17 protein-coding genes and 1 pseudogene are annotated in these 14,192 nt (G+C 58.1%); 8 read left to right on the forward strand and 10 right to left on the reverse strand.

The window, feature by feature from the left end:
• A pseudogene (locus tag I8J34_RS17455) lies at positions 1-114 on the reverse strand (MerR family DNA-binding transcriptional regulator); the annotation flags it as partial.
• Positions 115-185: 71 nt separating this feature from the next.
• Here I8J34_RS17455 and merT point away from each other — a divergent pair.
• The 8 genes from merT (at position 186) to I8J34_RS17495 (ending at position 5,751) form a co-directional block, all read left to right on the forward strand.
• A complete protein-coding gene (merT, locus tag I8J34_RS17460; protein WP_214362945.1) occupies positions 186-536 on the forward strand; it encodes a mercuric ion transporter MerT in 351 nt (116 codons plus the stop codon).
• Between the two features lie 15 nt (positions 537-551).
• Entirely contained in the window at positions 552-827 is a 276-nt protein-coding gene (merP, locus tag I8J34_RS17465) for a mercury resistance system periplasmic binding protein MerP (protein ID WP_214362946.1), read from the forward strand.
• 2 nt (positions 828-829) lie between these two features.
• Positions 830-1,075, forward strand: coding sequence for a mercury resistance system transport protein MerF (merF, locus tag I8J34_RS17470; protein WP_214362947.1), 246 nt, complete (start codon positions 830-832; stop codon positions 1,073-1,075).
• On the forward strand, positions 1,072-2,718 hold the full coding sequence (merA, locus tag I8J34_RS17475; RefSeq protein WP_214362948.1) for a mercury(II) reductase: 1,647 nt from the start codon (positions 1,072-1,074) through the stop codon (positions 2,716-2,718). Before merF ends, merA begins: the two co-directional genes overlap by 4 nt.
• A 181-nt stretch (positions 2,719-2,899) precedes the next feature.
• A complete protein-coding gene (locus I8J34_RS17480) occupies positions 2,900-3,559 on the forward strand; it encodes an SOS response-associated peptidase (RefSeq protein ID WP_214362949.1) in 660 nt (219 codons plus the stop codon).
• A gap of 74 nt (positions 3,560-3,633) precedes the next feature.
• Positions 3,634-4,818: an ATP-binding protein gene (locus I8J34_RS17485; protein ID WP_214362950.1), complete on the forward strand. Its 1,185-nt coding sequence runs from the start codon at positions 3,634-3,636 to the stop codon at positions 4,816-4,818.
• Between the two features lie 149 nt (positions 4,819-4,967).
• Positions 4,968-5,228 (forward strand): hypothetical protein, encoded by a 261-nt coding sequence (locus I8J34_RS17490; protein WP_214362951.1) that lies wholly within the window; start codon positions 4,968-4,970, stop codon positions 5,226-5,228.
• Between the two features lie 16 nt (positions 5,229-5,244).
• Entirely contained in the window at positions 5,245-5,751 is a 507-nt protein-coding gene (locus I8J34_RS17495; protein WP_214362952.1) for a thermonuclease family protein, read from the forward strand.
• 10 nt (positions 5,752-5,761) lie between these two features.
• Here I8J34_RS17495 and I8J34_RS17500 read toward each other — a convergent pair whose 3' ends face one another.
• From I8J34_RS17500 to I8J34_RS17540, 9 genes are all read right to left on the reverse strand, one after another.
• Positions 5,762-5,971, reverse strand: a complete 210-nt coding sequence (locus I8J34_RS17500) for a hypothetical protein (protein WP_214362953.1) — start codon at positions 5,969-5,971, stop codon at positions 5,762-5,764.
• Positions 5,972-5,990: 19 nt separating this feature from the next.
• Positions 5,991-6,914: a relaxase/mobilization nuclease domain-containing protein gene (locus tag I8J34_RS17505; RefSeq protein ID WP_230411896.1), complete on the reverse strand. Its 924-nt coding sequence runs from the start codon at positions 6,912-6,914 to the stop codon at positions 5,991-5,993.
• Between the two features lie 142 nt (positions 6,915-7,056).
• Entirely contained in the window at positions 7,057-7,605 is a 549-nt protein-coding gene (gene mobC, locus I8J34_RS17510; protein WP_214362955.1) for a plasmid mobilization relaxosome protein MobC, read from the reverse strand.
• A gap of 206 nt (positions 7,606-7,811) precedes the next feature.
• Positions 7,812-8,051, reverse strand: coding sequence for a hypothetical protein (locus I8J34_RS17515; protein ID WP_214362956.1), 240 nt, complete (start codon positions 8,049-8,051; stop codon positions 7,812-7,814).
• 324 nt (positions 8,052-8,375) lie between these two features.
• Complete coding sequence (locus I8J34_RS17520; RefSeq protein WP_214362957.1) at positions 8,376-9,215, reverse strand: N-6 DNA methylase; 840 nt, start codon at positions 9,213-9,215, stop codon at positions 8,376-8,378.
• Positions 9,216-9,281: 66 nt separating this feature from the next.
• Complete coding sequence (locus tag I8J34_RS17525) at positions 9,282-9,656, reverse strand: hypothetical protein (protein ID WP_214362958.1); 375 nt, start codon at positions 9,654-9,656, stop codon at positions 9,282-9,284.
• A gap of 723 nt (positions 9,657-10,379) precedes the next feature.
• Positions 10,380-11,345, reverse strand: coding sequence for a ParB/RepB/Spo0J family partition protein (locus I8J34_RS17530; RefSeq protein ID WP_214362959.1), 966 nt, complete (start codon positions 11,343-11,345; stop codon positions 10,380-10,382).
• On the reverse strand, positions 11,345-12,094 hold the full coding sequence (locus I8J34_RS17535; RefSeq protein WP_214362960.1) for a ParA family protein: 750 nt from the start codon (positions 12,092-12,094) through the stop codon (positions 11,345-11,347). Before I8J34_RS17535 ends, I8J34_RS17530 begins: the two co-directional genes overlap by 1 nt.
• Before the next feature lie 179 nt (positions 12,095-12,273).
• Positions 12,274-14,178 carry a ParB/RepB/Spo0J family partition protein gene (locus I8J34_RS17540; protein WP_214362961.1) on the reverse strand — a complete coding sequence of 635 codons (1,905 nt, stop codon included), beginning with the start codon at positions 14,176-14,178 and terminating at the stop codon, positions 12,274-12,276.
• Positions 14,179-14,192: the final 14 nt, after the last annotated feature.

Here is a 14,192-nt window from a genome sequence, read left to right on the forward strand (position 1 = left end):
CTTGTCCGGCTCGGGCAACAAGCCCTTGCGCTGGTAGAACCGGATGGTCTCCACATTGACGCCAGCGGCCTTGGCAAAAAGGCCGATGGTCAGGTTTTCAAATTTGCTTTCCATGCTGCTTGATTCCGTACATAGGTACGGAAGTAAGGTTACGTTAGCCAATCCAAATTCGAAAGGACAAGTGTATGTCTGAACCACACAGCGGGCGCGGCGCGCTCTTCGCTGGTGGGCTAGCTGCCATCCTCGCTTCAACCTGCTGCCTCGGGCCGCTGGTTTTAGTTGCCTTGGGCGTCAGCGGGGCATGGATCGGCAACCTGACCGTGTTGGAGCCGTATCGTCCGGTTTTCATCGGCGCAGCACTGGTGGCATTGTTCTTCGCCTGGCGGCGTATCTACCACCCGGCGCAAGCCTGCAAACCGGGGGACGTATGCGCGATTCCCCAGACACGAGCGACTTACAAGCTCATTTTCTGGATTGTGGCCGCGCTGGTTCTGGTCGCGCTCGGTTTTCCCTACATCGTCCCGTTTTTCTATTAGCCACAGGAGTTTGCAATGAAAAAGCTGTTTGCCTCCCTAGCGCTCGTTGCGGTCATCGCCCCTGTGTGGGCCGCCACCCAAACCGTCACGCTGGCCCTACCAGGCATGACGTGCGCCGCCTGCCCGATCACTGTCAAAAAGGCGATTTCGAAAGTCGATGGCGTCAGTAAAGTTGTCGTGACCTTCGAAGAACGCGAAGCCGTCGTCACCTTCGATGATGCCAAGACCGGCGTGCAGGAGTTGACCGAGGCTACCGAGGGCGCGGGCTACCCATCATCAGTGAAGAACTGATCATGAAAGACCCGAAGAGACTGCTGCGGGTGAGCATTATTGGCACGGCACTCGTGGCGCTGTGTTGCTTCACACCCGTACTGGTCATTCTGCTCGGGGTGGTCGGCTTATCCGCGCTAACCGGCTATCTGGATTATGTGTTGCTGCCTGCGCTGGTGGTTTTCGTCGGCTTGACCATCCACGCCATCCAGCGAAAACGCCAAGCTGATGCCTGCTGCACCTCGACATTCAATGGAGAAAAAAAATGACAGAAATCACCGTGAATGGCATGACCTGCGTTACCTGCGCCGCCCATGTCAAGGAGGCTCTGGAAAAGATTCCCGGCGTGGATGTTGCTGTGGTGTCCTATCCCTATGGTCACGCCCAAGTCATGGCAGACTCCGCGGTGAGCCACGGCCAAATGTTGTCCGCCATCGCTGCGTTGGGTTATCAGGGCTTGATCCGGGCGGGTGATTTCAAAGATGAAACAAAACTCCGCGATGCTCCTGAAGATGCCGGTTTGCACATCGCCATCATTGGCAGTGGCGGAGCCGCGATGGCGGCAGCGCTGAAGGCCGTCGAACAAGGCGCGCACGTCACGCTGATCGAGCGCGGAACCATCGGCGGCACCTGCGTCAATGTCGGCTGCGTGCCGTCCAAGATCATGATCCGCGCTGCCCATATCGCCCACTTGCGCCGCGAAAGCCCGTTCGACGGGGGGATCAAGGCGACTGCGCCGGCGATTGATCGCCGCAAGCTACTGGCCCAGCAGCAGGCGCGCGTCGACGAACTGCGTCACGCCAAGTACGAGGGCATCCTGGAGGGCAATCCGGCCATCACCGTTGTGCACGGCGAAGCGCGTTTCAAGGACGGCCAGAGCCTTGTCGTTCGTTTGAACGATAGTACCGAGCGCACCGTGGCCTTCGACCGTTGCCTGGTCGCCACCGGGGCCAGTCCGGCTGTGCCGCCGATTACGGGCTTGAAAGACACGCCATATTGGACTTCCACTGAGGCGCTGGTCAGCGAGGCTATCCCTGAGCGGCTGGCCGTGATCGGCTCGTCGGTGGTGGCGCTGGAACTGGCGCAGGCATTCGCCCGACTCGGCAGCAAGGTGACGATCCTGGCGCGCAGCACGCTGTTCTTCCGCGAAGACCCGGCTATCGGCGAAGCCGTCACGGCCGCATTCCGCATGGAGGGCATCGAGGTACTGGATCACACCCAGGCCAGCCAGGTCGCGCACGAAGGCGGCGAATTCGTGCTGACCACGGGGCACGGCGAAATACGCGCCGACAAGCTGCTGGTCGCTACCGGCCGCGCACCGAACACGCGCAGCCTGAATCTGGAAGCGGCGGGCGTTGCCGTCAATGCGCAAGAGGCCATCGTCATCGACCAAGGAATGCGCACGAGCAGCCCGAACATCTACGCCGCCGGAGACTGCACCGATCAGCCTCAGTTCGTCTATGTGGCGGCAGCAGCCGGCACCCGTGCCGCGATCAACATGAACGGCGGCGATGCGGCCCTGGACTTGACCGCCATGCCCGCCGTGGTGTTCACCGATCCGCAAGTGGCCACCGTAGGCTACTCAGAGGCAGAAGCACACTTAAAGGGCATCGAGACCGACAGCCGTACGCTCATGCTCGATAACGTACCGCGCGCGCTCGCCAACTTCGACACGCGCGGCTTCATCAAGTTGGTAGCCGAAGTGGGCAGCGGGCGCTTGATCGGCGTGCAGGCGGTCACGCCGGAAGCGGGAGAGTTGATCCAAACGGCAGCACTGGCCATTCGCAACCGCATGACTGTGCAGGAGATGGCCAATCAGTTGTTCCCCTACTTAACGATGGTCGAGGGACTGAAGCTCACGGCACAGACCTTCAGTAAGGACGTGAAACAGCTTTCGTGCTGCGCCGGATGAGAATGAGCCGAGAGTGTGGTTTCGTCGGCGAGAGAAGCTGCTGTTCGAAGTGAATTCCATCTGAACGGCAGGTGGCCCGCGCATTGCCGCCTGAGCTATGTCGGATGGTCACGGTCCGAATTGGCCGAGGATCTGCCGTTTGCATTCGGCACTCCTTTCCGCAAAGCACTAGAATTGATCCATGTGCAATCGCTACATTTCTCCCGAAGATGCCGAAATCGAGCGTTTCTGGGAAGTGGGTCGGCGAAACCCCGTTCCGTTCTGGAAGCCGGACATCTTCCCGCGTGCGCTTGGTCCATTTGTTCGATCGGCCGCGGATAGCGGGCGTGAGTTGATTGTTGGTCAGTGGGGTCTCATCCCTTGGTTCGCAAAAACGCCCAAACTCTCCTTCTCGACAAACAATGCGAGATTCGAAGGCATTGAGAGCAAGGCCTCTTTCAAGCGTTCATGGCAACAAGGAAAACGCTGCATCATCCCCGCCTGGTCTTTCGATGAGCCTTGCTGGGAAAGTGGCCGGAATGTGTGGTGGACGTTTCGACGATCAGACGGACTTCCCTGGGGGCTGGCTGGCATCTGGAACGCTTGGACAGATCCCGAGACCGGAGAAATCGTCGAGAGCTACACCATGCTGACCATCAACGCCGACAACCATCCTCTTATGTCGCGCATGCACAAGCCCGATCCAAAGCTCGCGGCCGATCAACAAGACAAGCGTAGCGTGATCCCGATCGAATTTTCAGACGTGGATACTTGGTTAAACGGCTCTACCGAGGAGGCCGCCGCCCTGGCGCGCGTACCGCCAGCCGATGTATTCGACGCTAGTCCAACGAACCAACCTTGAAGATAGCCGTTGCTTTTATAGAGAACTTATATAGAGTTAGCGTAATTCAATAACGTTGTATAAGGTTGCTATAGATGAACCCTCGCAACAATCCCTATGCGCCTGGTGCCGGTACACCACCACCAGAGCTGGCCGGCCGCGACGAAATACTCGAGAGAGCCAGCGTCGCACTGCACCGAACGGCTCACGGTATGGCTGCGCGAAGCATGATCCTCTACGGACTGCGCGGCGTCGGCAAAACCGTCCTGCTTCGCAAAATTTCAGAACAAGCAGAAGAGGCGGGCTGGTTGCCGGTGTTCATGGAAGCGCCCGAATCACGCTCATTACCTGCCCTGCTCGCCCCCGCATTGAGAGCTGCCATCATTCGTCTGGACAGGCTGGCGGCAGCGAAGAAGGTCATGAGCAGCGCTTGGGGTGCCTTCGCAAGCTTTGTCAGTTCGATCAAGGTCCGATACGACGATGTTCAAATCAACCTCGACATCGAGCCCGAGCTTGGCATTGCCGATAGCGGCGACCTGGAGATGGATCTGACCGACCTCTTCACAGCGCTCGGGACCGCCTCTGCCGAGCGCAACACCGCTATCGTGCTGGCCATCGACGAGCTGCAGTACGTGCCAGAACGCGAACTATCAGCGCTGATCACCGCGCTGCACACCATCAACCAGAAGCAATTACCAATCACATTGATCGCCGCAGGCCTCCCCCAATTATTGGGACAGATGGGGCAAGCAAAATCCTACGCGGAGCGCCTTTTTGAGTTCGTCCCTATCGACCGACTTCCGGACGATGAAGCCACCAGAGCGCTGTGTGTGCCTGCGCAAGCGCAAGGCGTGGAATACACCAAGCCCGCGGTTCATGAGGTGCTTGAGCAAACGCAAGGCTACCCATACTTCTTGCAGGAGTGGGGAAAGCAAGCCTGGGCGGTCGCCGATTCATCCCCGATCGACGATGACGACGCACGAGCCGCGACTGAGCTCGCGTTAGCCGAGCTCGATGCCAGTTTCTTTCGCGTGCGTTTTGACCGACTGACGCCGGCGGAAAAGCGTTACGTCCGCGCGATGGCGGAGCTTGGACCAGGAGCTCACCGATCGGGAGAGATCGCCAAGGTGCTAGACAAGCCTATCAACTCCGTCGCACCAACCCGCGCCGCGCTCATCAAAAAAGGGATGGTCTTCAGCCCAGCGCATGGAGACACGGCATTTACCGTGCCGCTCTTCGATGGCTACATCATGCGAACCATGCCTGACCTCACACAATAGATTCCGCGTCACCCGCGAATCTGCCGCCTTGACCAGCGGCACCACTCAACACCGGAGACGGCGACAATAGAAATAAAAACCCTTTAATCCAGCAAGCGACAGGTGCGCACTCAAGATGGCCACACGGCTATTAACTTGAGGAACTGCCCATGGCGCCGAACCTGCAGCAATCAATCACCCATTCAGATCTACGCGGCTTGCCGCCTGACGAACAGTGGCGTCGCGCGTACATTGGGTGGATTACGATTTGTGTTAAAACCGCCAGCCGGCTGATCATCGGAATATTTGTGATCGTCCCAATCTTCGGACCTACGCTGGCGCGGTCAGAACATTCCCCTGAAGCGCAATCGATCCAGCATGATCAGCCCATGCCGAAGTCTCAAATTTGCGACTCGGCCTCAGAACGCTAAACCCTGGAAGAAGCCTATGAACTGGCTCCGCAATCGGATCTTTCTGGCAATACTCGTCGGCGCCGCTCCCTGGGCCTACGCACAGAACACGCCCACCGGCACCTACACGGGCAAAGTGGTGTCGATCGCGGATGGTGACACCGTCACAGTCCTCGATGGCGCACACACGCAACACAAAGTTCGCCTGGCAGGCATCGACGCGCCGGAACGCAAGCAGCCGTTCGGCAAGGTGGCCCGGCAGCATCTCGCGTCCGCAGTGTTCGGAAAGACCGTCACTATCGAATGGAACAAAATCGATCGCTATCGAAGAGAGATTGGAATAATTCGCCTCAATGGCGCTGACATCAACCTGGCGCTCGTCGATGCTGGCCTCGCGTGGCACTACAAATTCTACGAACGCGAACAGTCCCCAGAGGACCGACACAGCTACTCGACAGCAGAACAGCGCGCCCGCGCTGCGCGTCGTGGGCTATGGAGCGACAACAACCCGTCCCCGCCATGGGAGTTCCGCCGGCGCAAATGACCTCACGCGCTTAATCGGCCGACCCCGACTTCACCAACTCGCAGCCGATCGGCAAAAAGCGCACTCCATCGGACGAGACCTCGACCACAAAGGACTCTCGCCCTACGCAGTTCATGCGGAAGGACTGCCCGGCTTCAACCAGACACAATACGACCCCGCGGGCAAACTGCTTGCCTTCGACCCGATACGCCAGGAATTCAACATCACGGTCTTGGGTCATCCCCCCTCCCCTCCTTAAATTACTCGCGCCCCTTCCCTGCATCGCGCTGTTCGACACGGTTCGCCTCAATTTTCGCCAAGAGCTGAGAAGCAATCTGTTCCTTCTCGGTCCGCACCTTCGGCATTGCCGACACAAACGCATCGACCTGGCTGGCCAGCGCTTTTTCGCCTTGCGCAACTAGCGCCGCGGAAATTGATCGCCACAGCTCCGTGACGGAATCCCGAGTTCGCTTCAAGGTTTCTTTTCCCGCTTCCGCTTTTAGGCCCCCTGCTTTGAGCTCGTCTGCAACCGACTGAACCTTTCGCCGCATGAAGGTCGATGGCACTGGCGCCGAGCGAGAGGTCTTTTCGGCAGCTTCCAGACCAGCAAATTCAGCCAGCGATTTCAATCGTTGATGAATCGCATCCTTCTTCGGCGCGCGATTCTCCGCACGCATCTGGCGAGGCGAGGCATTCGCCGCGACGCCCTGCTCTCTCAACGACGAAGCAAATGCTTCACGCCAATCGCGCAGCGTGGCTTTCCGAACATACAACCGCTTGCCCTGCTCGTACTCATGCTCCGCCTTGACGACAAGGTGGACATGGGGATGATCCTGGTCCGTATGCAACACCATGGCATACCGATACTGAAGGGCAAACTGCTCTCTGGCAAACGCCTTGGCCGCAGCGAGGACCTTTTCGGGCGGCGTATCACCCGGCATCGACAGCACGATGTTGTGAACGACTTTCGGCCGGTTGTCCTTCTCGCCCTTCGCTGGCGCCCGCCGATACTGCCCCGCCGAAAGCTCAAGGTTCCAGTCGTCCAACATTTCCGCCGCCGCATCCTTGCCAACAAGCGCGCGATCCTCGTCGGTATGGATCTCGAGCTTGCCATGACGATCAATGTAGCTGAAATGGGCTTTCGCGCCGCTGACCTCTCTGGCGCCACCAGAGACTTTCACCATAACTTCCGGCGTACGCCCTACCGTTCGCGCTACTGCCGCGACTTGTCCGGGCGACAAGACGAGATTCCCGCCAGGCCCCTTCCGCCCTCGGCTGACAAGCTCAAACAATGACTCGTCAGTTCGCACCACCGATGCAGTTCGTTTAGGCATTGCCGCCCTCCCAGCTCATCAAGTTTGCGCGGACGATTTGCGCGACATGGGCACGAAGATCACCAAGCTGCTGCCGCACTTCGTTTAGGTGCTTTGACAGAGGCTCAGAGCCCTCTTGCTGCCCCGCGTTGATTCCTCTCGCGATCTGGTTGAGGTTTCGCCCAACAGCACTCAATTCGCTCACGCAGGCTTTCAGCGCACGCACCTCTTCAGGAGGCATCGGTGCCGCGTCCCTCACGTGAGCATGTATGAGCATCGAAAGATAGGTGGCTGGAGGCAGGCCGCGTGCCTTCGCACGGCGCTCCAGCGCCGGACCGTCACCGGGTCGATATCGGAAAGTTGTTCGCTCTTTCGGCCCTCGCCGACCCGGCGCTACGGGTTCGCTATTGAACTGGTGGCCGGCCTCCGCAAGCACCGTCAGGATCACCTCGCGAAGCAAAGCGGACTCGCTGAGTCCGCGTGCGGAGGCCACTGAAACAAAGTCGTCTTTGACTGGTTTGGGTACTTTCGCGCTGATGAGGGCTTTGTCTGAGCTGGGCATATTCGTGTAGTTCGTAATACGTTAGCTGACGCTAGTCTATCCTGCCTTCAATTCTATGGCAACTATTTGTCATGTTTTGCCTACCTCGTCGAAGCGAAGCTGAGACCTCGATCCGCGCCGCCGCCCTGCTCCGCAGCTCAATTCTTCCAAGTCGGCCTGGCCAAAAAAAACCCGCCAAAATGGCGGGCAAAGGAGGAGCCGGTAATTCACTTCATGTCAGTCCTGGGCCGCCTGGATCTCACCAGGCCGAGAATGGATGAGCCACTCAAAGCGAGGGTCTGCACCAGCAGCCAGACCTTTTCATCAAGAATGCAAAAGGCGATCCAACCGACATTCGAAGCAAGGTAAAAACCAAACCCGACACGCAAGAACCTGCCTTGCAAGGCGACCAACCAGGCACCACAGATGGCGAGGCCGGCCGAAATGAATTCAACAAGCTCAACCATGGAAAGCGCCCTCCTCCCCTTCGCTCGGGCCGTCACATGGGTCTAGAAAAGACTCCGCCGGGAGACTGTTCAAAAGACACTTCAAATGACGTACGCCCCCTCTGATCAGTCCTCGGGTCTCAACAGGCAACTCAACCCAGGTGCGATGAACATAGTGCGGGCGTTGCCCGGCGATGCTCAGGAACAACGCCCGCCGCCGTTCACTCGACGCCTCCCAAACGGATCGCATCGGGTCGTACTGGCCACCCAAAATTGCGCGGCATTGAGCAAGGGCGAGCTGTGCGGTGCAAATGTCATTCGGCTGCATGATGTCCCTCCCCTTCCCTACTCAAACAAACCGAGCTGTGCGCCCGAGGAGATCCGGTCTGACACAATGCGCTCGCGGACAGATCCGATCTGATCGGGAGTGATCGCCGGGCCAGTCACCAGCGCCGAGGGCGCCAACGGCGCGGCCTCGATCACAGGAGATGTTTCACGGGATCGGCGCAGCTTCAGATCCCAAAAGCCAAGCACGTGTGCCGGCGTCACCCAGTGGGACCAGGTCTCTAGAGACAAGCTGTTGCCATGAAGCACGATGGCCGGAATGTGCAGCAAGGAAAATTGCACATAGGCCATATGCGCCGCCGTCGGCTCAACATCCGTCGCTGTGACATGCATGCACTGCTGATAATTGACTTTGCCACTCAACAAGGCTTCGGCCGCGGCGATCACCATGGCGCCAGCGCCAGCGGCGGGCTCACAAACAGTAATGAAGCCGCAGGCTGGCAACTCATCCGGGCCGCTGGGCATCGTCATTTGCGCCATCAATGCGGCCACCGGGTACGGGGTGAAGAACTGGCCGTGCCATTGGCTGTGAAGTTCCAGGGCACCAAAGATCTCGCCTAAAGCATCATGGAAGCCGAGCGAGAGAGATTCCGTGAGATGGGCCAGCATGAGAGGAAACAAACCCACTTGCGTGCTCGTATAACCGGCGACTATCTCCATGTATCGCGCTTCTCGCGCATCGAACTGACCGCGATCCACTGCATTCGAAAACGACAGCGCCGATAGCTCGCAGAAATCGCGGAATACTTCATGTGCTCGGCGGTTCGTCGCGACCTGCCGAAGCGTTTTGATAAACGCCTGCTGGTGCATATCGAGCCCGCTATAATTGCCCTTAGCCATTTCACGCATCTCCGTGAGGTGGTTAGACGCCCGGCGCTGCGCCAACATCGCCGGGCGTCGTCTTAATCAAATTCCGTTTTTCGCGACCGATATCTCTGCATCAGTCCAATGCGCCTGAACATAGGCCAGCAACCCGAGACCCGCGCGATACGCCAGCGCGCGAACACCGTCGCCGCTCTCCTTCAAACGCTTCGCCAGCACGCGATACACCTGCGCGTGTGCCCGGCAATCTTCAGCCTTCTCGAAATATCCCTGAGCCGACAATGCAAATTCCCCGGCTGCTCGCATGTGGTCCTCAATTTCTGAAAGACGCTTCATTACCTCGTCGTCTGGATGAGGGAGCCGCTGCACCCACGCGAGTCCGGGAACGAAAACCACCCCTGCCGGCTGGTGAGCCTCAGCGTTGGCCGTTTTGCTTTGGATGTTTGTTGCTGTGTTCATGATGACCTCCTGTCGTGTTGGATCTGCCTGCTGGAGCCGCCTCGACGCATGACTTGCGAGTGCGGCGGGCAGAACAAGGGCACGCCCGGAGGCCGCATGCGGAGCGCAGGGCGCAGCCCGAGCACCGAACGGGTGAGGACGTGGGCGTAGCCGAACCCTTGTTCTGCCCGCCGCAGGAGCTATGCGTCGATAAGAGGCGGATTCAGCAGGTAGGTCCAACACAGGTGCTGGAACACCGCCACGGGGTGACATCCGAAGTAAAACGGCTGAGGGGCAAAGCCCCGACTCAGCGTGCCAAGGGCACGCTCTGTCTTGCGCCGTTCAGGCGCCCCGGTTGCGCTTGCCGCATCCGGCCGTCTCCCCCGAGACACGGTCGCAAGACGGTGTCTCCTCGACCAAGGCCACGCCGACCAGGACAAGGGATCAGAAGGGCCGCGCAGCGGTCCCGAAGCGCAGCGTAGGGATGAGCGAATAGCGAAACCCTGGCAGAGCCCGGTGCCGGCTATGCCGGCATGGCCCACACGCCACGAGCCAAAAAAATCCCCGCACCAGGCGGGGAGACATCAGATCAGGAAAAGCATCACCAGGACAACACTCAGAACTGGCGAACATCAACAACCGTCGATCACGGATAAACGAGAACAGAACAACTCAACGCCCGAGTAAACAAAGACCACCGGATTTCGACATGTCGAAATCTTTCGTATCGCTCAGAACGACGTTTCATTCCTCATCCTGACCCAATCGAAGCCCCGCCCAGACCTTTTCAAGACCTCGGGAAAGCTTGTCGATATCCGCCGTTTTGAGGTGAGCGCTCAAAACCTCATCTTGGGAAAGCACCTTAAGCTTGTCGAACGAACTCATGATCCCGCGAAGCGTCTCGGAAGCCTTGGCATAAGCAGACGACTTGGTAGAAGAATCACCCGCGCGTGGCTGGCCAGGAACGCGTTTGGCAACACCACCGCCCTTCCCTGCCCCGCTCACGCCAACCACGCCCTGGCCGCTTTCCACCTCAGACGCACCGCTGACGGAAGCACCAGGAGTGCGAGAAGCGCGCAACTGATTGAAGTGATCAGTAACAGCCGCACGGCTCAAATCGAGACCGTCACTCAAATAGGCATCCACCTCTTCCGGAAACTCTGTCGAGAGCTTGGCCAAGACGTACAACGTCTTGGCACCAACCTTGGCCTCGCGCGCCAGCGCCTGGATGCTCGCAGGCGCATCGACCAAGGCCAGGTGTTCCGAAATATAGGAATTCTTCTGACCCAGATTCGCCGCGATATCGCCCTTCCGCTCTCCCGCCGTAACTCGCTGACGGATGAACAGGCCAATCTCCATCGGGGTCAACGAATCACGATGGATGTTCTCGATCATCTGATCGTAGCTATCATGCGTCGCGTCGATGAAGCCAGGGATCGAGAGCTTTCCACACAAAAGAGAAGCCCGATAACGGCGAGCGCCATGGTTGATTACATAGAAACCATCCGCGTTCGCCGGTTTAACTGAGATGGGCGACTTAACCCCGCGAACTTTGATGGACTCAGCAAGCGCCTCAAGCGCGGCTTCATCAAACCGTTTCCGCGGTTGATCGGGGTCTTCGATCACCTTGTCCAATGGCAACTGAAGAGGTTCGCCCTTCTCCTCGGAGGATTCATTCCGCAGGTCATCCAGCCCAGTGAGATTCAACATTACGCCACCCCCATACGTACACGGATAAGGTCGAACGCCTTTTCCATTTCGCGTGCAGCCAAGCGCGCGCTGCTCTTCTGGATCATCCAGATGGATTCCGCTGTCGATGCAGCATCGCGAAACGCAGTGCGCTTGGATATCTTGGCTGGCAGCACGTAATCCTTGTAGTGAAGAAGAAGTTGTTTAAGGTCATCGCGCTGACTTGGCGCAACCGCATCAAACAAATTTGGAAGCAGCCCGAGGTTCACCAATGTGGTGTTGAACTGCTGAACCTTCTTTATGCGCTTCAGCATGTTGATGGACACATCCATGCTGTACGAATCCACGATCGCCGGTACCACGATGTAGTTCGCCGTGAACAGAAAGGCGTTGGCGGCCTTGCTGTTTGAACCCGGGGTATCCACCACAGCAACATCAAACGCGTCATTCACCGAGCGCAGATGTGTACTCAGCGCATCAACCAGCCCCTTGTCATCGGGATCACGTTCAATAACGGACAGCGCACCAGGCGCAAGCGCACAGATCGAGCCCGGTTCGCACTGGAGACTGACCGCCTTGCTGGAGAACAAATCCGCCACGCGAACTTCTTGATTGAGATGCGAGACCAAGCTACTGGAGCTGTTCGCTTGTTGGTCCGCATCTAGAAAAAGCACGCGAAGCCCGCGATTGGCAAAGTAGTGAGCCATGTTGTAGGCAAGGATTGATTTGCCAACACCGCCCTTCTGGTTGGAAAAAACCAAGGTTTTCATGAAAGCTGAACTCCAGTACGAATTGAGCTGACGACGCGAGAAGATCTCGCATACAAGGCTTGCACAATACCACCGACAAGGGTTTCATTGCACCGGTAGCGGCAGAAACCAGCAAAATATTTCGACATGTCGAAATCTCCATTCAGGCGGCACGGACTGATCCGTGCCGCCATTTGGTCTTACGCCACGCGCATCAATTCAGGAACCCAACGAGTGCCCACAAGCAACGTCTCGGCTTGATGTGTCAACTCACCCTTCTTGAGCAAGGCCAAAGATGTTGTCTCCGATTCGCCAACCACGCCTGCTTCGCACAAAACCGAAACGGTTCGATGTTTCGGCACTGAACTGAAGTACCCGTCCGCCGTCGGCTTCCACCAATCGGCCATATCAATGCCGAGAGCAGATAAAAGGGTCGGGATGGCTTCAGGGACCGCTGCATCCGTACTCTGGATGCCATCAAACGAGGCGGCGACGCATAGTGCCAGGAGGGAAAGAAGGGAGTCTTGATCCTGTTCCAGCATCCAATTCAGTAGCGGGCCTTCAACGCTCGAAATCCGAGCGCGCCACTCATCGAATGCATCGCTGTAAAGTTTGCTCGCCGGGGCCTCATCTCGACCATCCGACAGATGACTGGAGATATGGTTGGTCATGCTTACGCGACTGTCACGGAAGGGCTCATATCGGCTGAACAGCTGCCCAGCCAGTATGCTTGTCACCGTCGCAAGCGCTACCAAGGGCTGATTCGCCAGATGGCCGGCGATCGCGATGCTGCGATGAGCCGATAGATCGCGACAAAGCCGCTCACTGTGAATCGGTTTTGCCTTTTTATCGGCAGAATCGCCTGCGGCGCCGATTCCCGTTTGCGTTTTGATACGTTCAGCATCTGCCTTGCGCAACACATTTCGTGTCACTCGAAGCGCGCCATCATTGCCGACAAACACCACAGCACCCGTCAGTTCGGATGAATCCGGGTGCGGCACTTGTAAAGAAGAGAGGAGGGCGTCTAGCGCAGCTTCTTTCTCATCCTGCTCGGTGTAAAGCGCGCTGACTTCATCCTCTTCGAGCTGTTCATCCGATTCATCGGCACACAGCGATGCATGGATCTCATCAAGGCGCTGACGGAGTTGCTCCATTTGGCCCTGCTCATCCGCGCTAGCGTTCCGGCTAACCGACGGCGCGCACGGGAACAGGGATGACACTTCATACGGCGCTTCATCCACAACAATCTCCACCCAATTCACGCCATCATCACCATCGATTGTCGCAGCCTCGGGAGCGAGGCGATCCAGGACCATCTGACGGAGTAGGGCGGCATCGCGGAATGTGACAGCACCATCAAACAAATCACAATCAACTGCGCCGCCGGCCGATTGGTACGCTTCCAGCCCAACGAAGCTTGCGAAACGACTCGAACCCGAGATCCCATCACCGCGAGCAATCGATCGAATAGAGTGAGCGTTCCGGTTGTAAGCGGGGAGAGAGTTCCACAGGTCAAGTTGTGCTTTATGACCATCGACCGCGGTCAGCGCCATCAAGAGCTCAAGAGAGATTTCGTTATTTCGCAGCATGTCGATGAATGCCGGCGCGACCTGAGCTAGCTTCAAACGCCGCCGCACAACATCTGGCGTCACGCCAAACGCCGCCGCAACCTCTTCAATCGACCTCTTTTCATCAACCACCATTCGGTGAAAGGCTTCAAACTCGTCCGCCGGGTGAATGGCGGTGCGAGTGTTCTCCTGCGTACTCATCGCGAGCGCATCGCTTTCACTGATGAACATGACAGGGACTTCATACTCGCCCCAGGCAGCACCATCCCTGGCCGCCAGCAACTCGAGCGCCAAACGTCGCGTTTCCCCGGCTGCAACGCCAAAAGTGCCGGTCTGCTTTCGACCCTCCCTGATGGGATGAACAACAAGGTTCTGAATGATCCCGTTGGCCGCAGCAATCAGGGCGGCCATTTCGCGAATGCTTTCCTCGGTACGAGGTTGCTTCCGCATGTTGTACCTGGACGGCACAAGTGATTTGAGCGTCAGCGTTCCGTGCTGATTTGTCTGCCCGGAGAGTTTGACATTAGCCTTTGTCATGATGATTCCTTGAG

It is taken from the genome of Denitromonas iodatirespirans (genome assembly GCF_018524365.1).
Lineage (GTDB): Bacteria > Pseudomonadota > Gammaproteobacteria > Burkholderiales > Rhodocyclaceae > Nitrogeniibacter > Nitrogeniibacter iodatirespirans.

Excerpts from the sequence above, each read along its gene's own strand:
- merT (WP_214362945.1), top strand. The coding sequence starts at position 186 with ATGTCTGAACCACACAGCGGGCGCGGCGCGCTCTTCGCTGGTGGGCTA.
- merP (WP_214362946.1), top strand. The coding sequence starts at position 552 with ATGAAAAAGCTGTTTGCCTCCCTAGCGCTCGTTGCGGTCATCGCCCCT.
- merF (WP_214362947.1), top strand. The coding sequence starts at position 830 with ATGAAAGACCCGAAGAGACTGCTGCGGGTGAGCATTATTGGCACGGCA.
- merA (WP_214362948.1), top strand. The coding sequence starts at position 1,072 with ATGACAGAAATCACCGTGAATGGCATGACCTGCGTTACCTGCGCCGCC.
- I8J34_RS17480 (WP_214362949.1), top strand. The coding sequence starts at position 2,900 with ATGTGCAATCGCTACATTTCTCCCGAAGATGCCGAAATCGAGCGTTTC.
- I8J34_RS17485 (WP_214362950.1), top strand. The coding sequence starts at position 3,634 with ATGAACCCTCGCAACAATCCCTATGCGCCTGGTGCCGGTACACCACCA.
- I8J34_RS17490 (WP_214362951.1), top strand. The coding sequence starts at position 4,968 with ATGGCGCCGAACCTGCAGCAATCAATCACCCATTCAGATCTACGCGGC.
- I8J34_RS17495 (WP_214362952.1), top strand. The coding sequence starts at position 5,245 with ATGAACTGGCTCCGCAATCGGATCTTTCTGGCAATACTCGTCGGCGCC.
- I8J34_RS17500 (WP_214362953.1), bottom strand. The coding sequence starts at position 5,971 with ATGACCCAAGACCGTGATGTTGAATTCCTGGCGTATCGGGTCGAAGGC.
- I8J34_RS17505 (WP_230411896.1), bottom strand. The coding sequence starts at position 6,914 with ATGGTGAAAGTCTCTGGTGGCGCCAGAGAGGTCAGCGGCGCGAAAGCC.
- mobC (WP_214362955.1), bottom strand. The coding sequence starts at position 7,605 with ATGCCCAGCTCAGACAAAGCCCTCATCAGCGCGAAAGTACCCAAACCA.
- I8J34_RS17515 (WP_214362956.1), bottom strand. The coding sequence starts at position 8,051 with ATGGTTGAGCTTGTTGAATTCATTTCGGCCGGCCTCGCCATCTGTGGT.
- I8J34_RS17520 (WP_214362957.1), bottom strand. The coding sequence starts at position 9,215 with ATGGCTAAGGGCAATTATAGCGGGCTCGATATGCACCAGCAGGCGTTT.
- I8J34_RS17525 (WP_214362958.1), bottom strand. The coding sequence starts at position 9,656 with ATGAACACAGCAACAAACATCCAAAGCAAAACGGCCAACGCTGAGGCT.
- I8J34_RS17530 (WP_214362959.1), bottom strand. The coding sequence starts at position 11,345 with ATGTTGAATCTCACTGGGCTGGATGACCTGCGGAATGAATCCTCCGAG.
- I8J34_RS17535 (WP_214362960.1), bottom strand. The coding sequence starts at position 12,094 with ATGAAAACCTTGGTTTTTTCCAACCAGAAGGGCGGTGTTGGCAAATCA.
- I8J34_RS17540 (WP_214362961.1), bottom strand. The coding sequence starts at position 14,178 with ATGACAAAGGCTAATGTCAAACTCTCCGGGCAGACAAATCAGCACGGA.